General features: G+C 45.5%; 3 protein-coding genes. All 3 read left to right on the top strand.

Translation table 11 applies throughout. The features are described 5' to 3' along the window. A partial coding sequence (locus tag Q0338_RS08195; protein ID WP_298086328.1) for an ATP-binding cassette domain-containing protein occupies window positions 1-1,418 on the top strand: 1,418 nt, incomplete at its 5' end. A 5-nt stretch (window positions 1,419-1,423) separates the two neighbouring features. Next, on the top strand, window positions 1,424-2,833 hold the full coding sequence (locus Q0338_RS08190) for an HlyD family type I secretion periplasmic adaptor subunit (protein WP_298086327.1): 1,410 nt from the start codon (window positions 1,424-1,426) through the stop codon (window positions 2,831-2,833). Window positions 2,834-2,843: 10 nt separating this feature from the next. Continuing rightward, on the top strand, window positions 2,844-3,452 hold the full coding sequence (locus tag Q0338_RS08185) for a response regulator transcription factor (RefSeq protein WP_298086326.1): 609 nt from the start codon (window positions 2,844-2,846) through the stop codon (window positions 3,450-3,452). Window positions 3,453-3,498 lie beyond the last annotated feature (46 nt).

Raw genomic sequence — 3,498 nt, 5'->3', positions numbered from 1 at the left:
TGAGCTCGCTGCTTTTTGAGCGCGTTATGGATATAAAGCTCTCCGTTAAGCCAAAATCGGTCGGCTCGTTTGCCAACAACCTGCGCGAATTCGATACGGTTAGAAATTTTTTCACTTCGAGCACTTTGGCTGTTCTCATCGACCTGCCGTTTGCGATTTTGTTTTTGCTGATTACTTATTTTATCGCCGGCTATTTGGTGGTCGTGCCGCTATTTTTTATGGCGGCCGTGCTTTGCTACACACTTTTTATCAAAAACCCGCTCCAAACTAGCATAAAAAGCACCTTTGAGGCTAGCGCAAAGAAAAACGGAATTTTGATCGAGACGTTAAACGGCCTTGAGACGATAAAAACCATGGGCGCGACTGGAAACGTGCAGTGGAACTGGGAAGAGGCCACCGGCGAGATAGCGAACAAAAGCATAAAATCAAAACTGATCTCGGCGTCGATAAATACGGTTACGTCGTTTTTCGTGCAGCTAAATACGGTCGGCATCATCGTCTTTGGCGTCTATATGATACAAGATACCAAACTCACGATGGGCGGACTTATCGCGGCCGTGATGCTTAGCTCGCGCGCTATCGCCCCTATGGGGCAGTTTGCGAGCCTGCTGGCAAACTACGAGCAGACGAAAACCGCCTACGAGAGCCTAAAAAAGATAATGGAGATGCCCGTCGAGCGTCCAGAGGGCAAAAAATTCGTCCGCCGAAATACCTTTAACGGCAAGATCGAGTTTAAAAACGTATGCTTTACCTATCCGGAAAGCACCAAAGCCTCGCTAGATAGGGTAAATTTTACTATAAACGCAGGCGAGAAGGTTGGCATCATCGGTAGAAACGGTTCGGGGAAAACCACTATCGAAAAGCTTATTTTGGGACTTTATTCGCCGACCGAGGGCTCGATCCTGATCGACGGCATCGACATAAATCAAATCGACCCGGCCGACTTGCGCCGAAATATCGGCTACGTCCCGCAAGACGTGGTTTTGTTTAAGGGTACGGTAAGAGGCAACATCGTCTACAAAGCCCCGCACGTAGATGATATGCAGATCATCCGCGCAGCAAAAGTTAGCGGCGTGGACGAATATGTAGACGCGCATCCGCTGGGCTTTGATATGCCGGTACATGAACGCGGCGAGGGCATAAGCGGCGGCCAGCGTCAAGCTATCGCCGTAGCGCGTGCCTTTTTACTCGATAGTCCGATTATATTGCTCGACGAGCCGACAAATTCCCTGGATAGCAGCGTGGAAAATAAGCTAAAAAACAATCTCAAATTTAACACGAAAGATAAAACTATGCTACTTATCACGCACAAAATGTCTCTGCTCGAGCTAGTAGATAGACTCATCGTCGTCGATAACGGCAAGATACTGCTAGACGGGCCGAGAGATGAAATTTTAGCTAAGCTTGGCGGAAAGTAGCGAGCATGGATAAGAAAAATTTAGAAATACAAGAAAATATCGGACAAAATTTGGAAGCTTCGACTCAAAACATAAAAAAGATCATCCAGTCTAAAAACTACGACGCAAACGATCTTCGTTTTATGTCAAGCTTGTCGGAGGCGGTGCTGGCAAAGGCGCCGTCGGGATCTAGGAAAATTTTGTACATCGTCGCCATAACCGTTTTTTGGCTAGTGGTTTGGGCGTCGTTTGCGCAGATAGACGAGATCACGCGCGGCAACGGCAAGATCATCCCGTCGGGCAAAAATCAGATCGTACAAAATTTGGAAGGCGGCATAATCGAGGAAATTTACGTTCGCACGGGTGATGAGGTAAAGAAAAATCAAATTTTGCTAAAAATCGACGACAAAAGCGTTTCTAGCGTCTACGGAGAGTCCAAATTTAGACTAAACGAGCTGCAGGCAAAATACCTGCGCCTTTACGCCGAGTCAAACGACGAGGAATTTGATGCGAAAGAGACGGGAGATAAGGACTACGACCGATTCGTCGGATTTGAAAAGAGCCTTTATGATACGAATAAAGCGAGGCTAAGGGAGCAAATCGGCATCCTAGAGGAGCAGATAAAACAGCGCCAAAGCGAGCTAAAGGAGCTTGAGAGTAAGATCGACCAGACTCAAAGCAGCTACAATCTGCTACAAAAAGAGAAGCAGATAACCGAGCCGCTATTTAGAAAAGGGCTTGTGAGCGAGGTTGAGTACCTGCAGCTTCAAAGACGCGTAAACGACCTAAGGGGCGAGCTAAGCGCGGCAAAACTATCTATCCCTAGAGTGCAGTCCACGATAAAAGAGGTGGAAAATAAAATAACCGAAGCCAAGCTTGCCTTTCAAAATAGTGCAAAAAAAGAATTTAACGAAGTTTCGGCTGAAATTTCTAGGCTAAACGAAAGCCAGGTAAATTTAAGCGACAAAGTAGAAAGAACGCTCGTGCGCTCGCCGGTGGACGGCATAGTAAGCAAGCTGATGGTAAATACCGTCTCTGGCGTCATAAAGCCCGGCATGGACATCGCCGAGATCGTCCCCGTCGAGGATAGCTTGATAGCCGAGGTAAAGGTAAAGCCTGCGGACGTGGCTTTTTTGCGACAAGGATTAAAAGCGATGGTTAAGCTTACCGCTTACGACTTTGCGATATACGGCGGACTAGAGGGTGAAGTGACGCAAATCTCAGCCGATACGGAAACAAACGAAAAAACTGGCGAGAGCTACTATCTAGTCAGGATAACGACCGAGAAAAACTACCTAGGAAGCGAAGATAGACCGCTTCGCATCAAGGTGGGCATGATAGCTAGTGCCGACATTATAACCGGTAAAAAAACGGTGCTTGATTATTTATTAAAGCCGATATTAAAAGCTAAACAAAACGCTTTGAGAGAACGATAGGAGCGCGGATATGAGAATTTTGGCGTATTCAGGAAATGCAGCCGTAATAAACGAAATAAAAGATAAGCTGGTCGGACGCGACGTCGCGGTCACGCAGGAAAAAGATAAATTTTTAGAGCTTGCTTACGATAAGAACTACGACGTAGTTTGCGTGGATATTTGGGATGCCGACAAAGAAGTGAGAGAGCTTTTGAGCGCGGTGGAGGGCATTAAAATTTTGATACTTTCTCATGAGCCTAAATTTAACGAAGGTAGAGAATTTTTACACCTAGGCGCAAAGGGGTATGCAAACGCGCGTATGCTTGAGGTGCATTTTAAGGACGCGCTCGAAGCGATCGAAAGAGGCGAGGTTTGGCTATATCCGGAATTTATCCAAAATATGATACAAATGATGACGAAGGAAATTTTGCCATCAAATTCGTCAAATTTGCTAGAAAAGCTAACAAACAAGGAAAAAGAGATAGCGGAGCTAGTCTATAAAGGGCTAACAAATCAAGAAATCGCCGAGATTTTACAAATAACCGTAAGGACGGTAAAAGCGCACGTAGGCACTATTTTTGAAAAAACAGGAGCGAAAGATAGGATAAATTTGATTTTATTGATGCAAAAAATGGAATAATTTTCTTAAAAACCTTGACTTTGAAAAGAAATTGGGCTATAATCCA

It is taken from the genome of uncultured Campylobacter sp. (assembly GCF_938018145.1).
GTDB lineage: Bacteria > Campylobacterota > Campylobacteria > Campylobacterales > Campylobacteraceae > Campylobacter_A.
Note: the sequence above shows the minus strand (reverse complement) of the source record. Positions and strands in the feature narration are given on the sequence as shown.

What these genes read in the sequence shown, in the direction of transcription:
- Q0338_RS08185 (WP_298086326.1), top strand. Translation starts at nt 2,844, where the DNA reads ATGAGAATTTTGGCGTATTCAGGAAATGCAGCCGTAATAAACGAAATA.
- Q0338_RS08190 (WP_298086327.1), top strand. Translation starts at nt 1,424, where the DNA reads ATGGATAAGAAAAATTTAGAAATACAAGAAAATATCGGACAAAATTTG.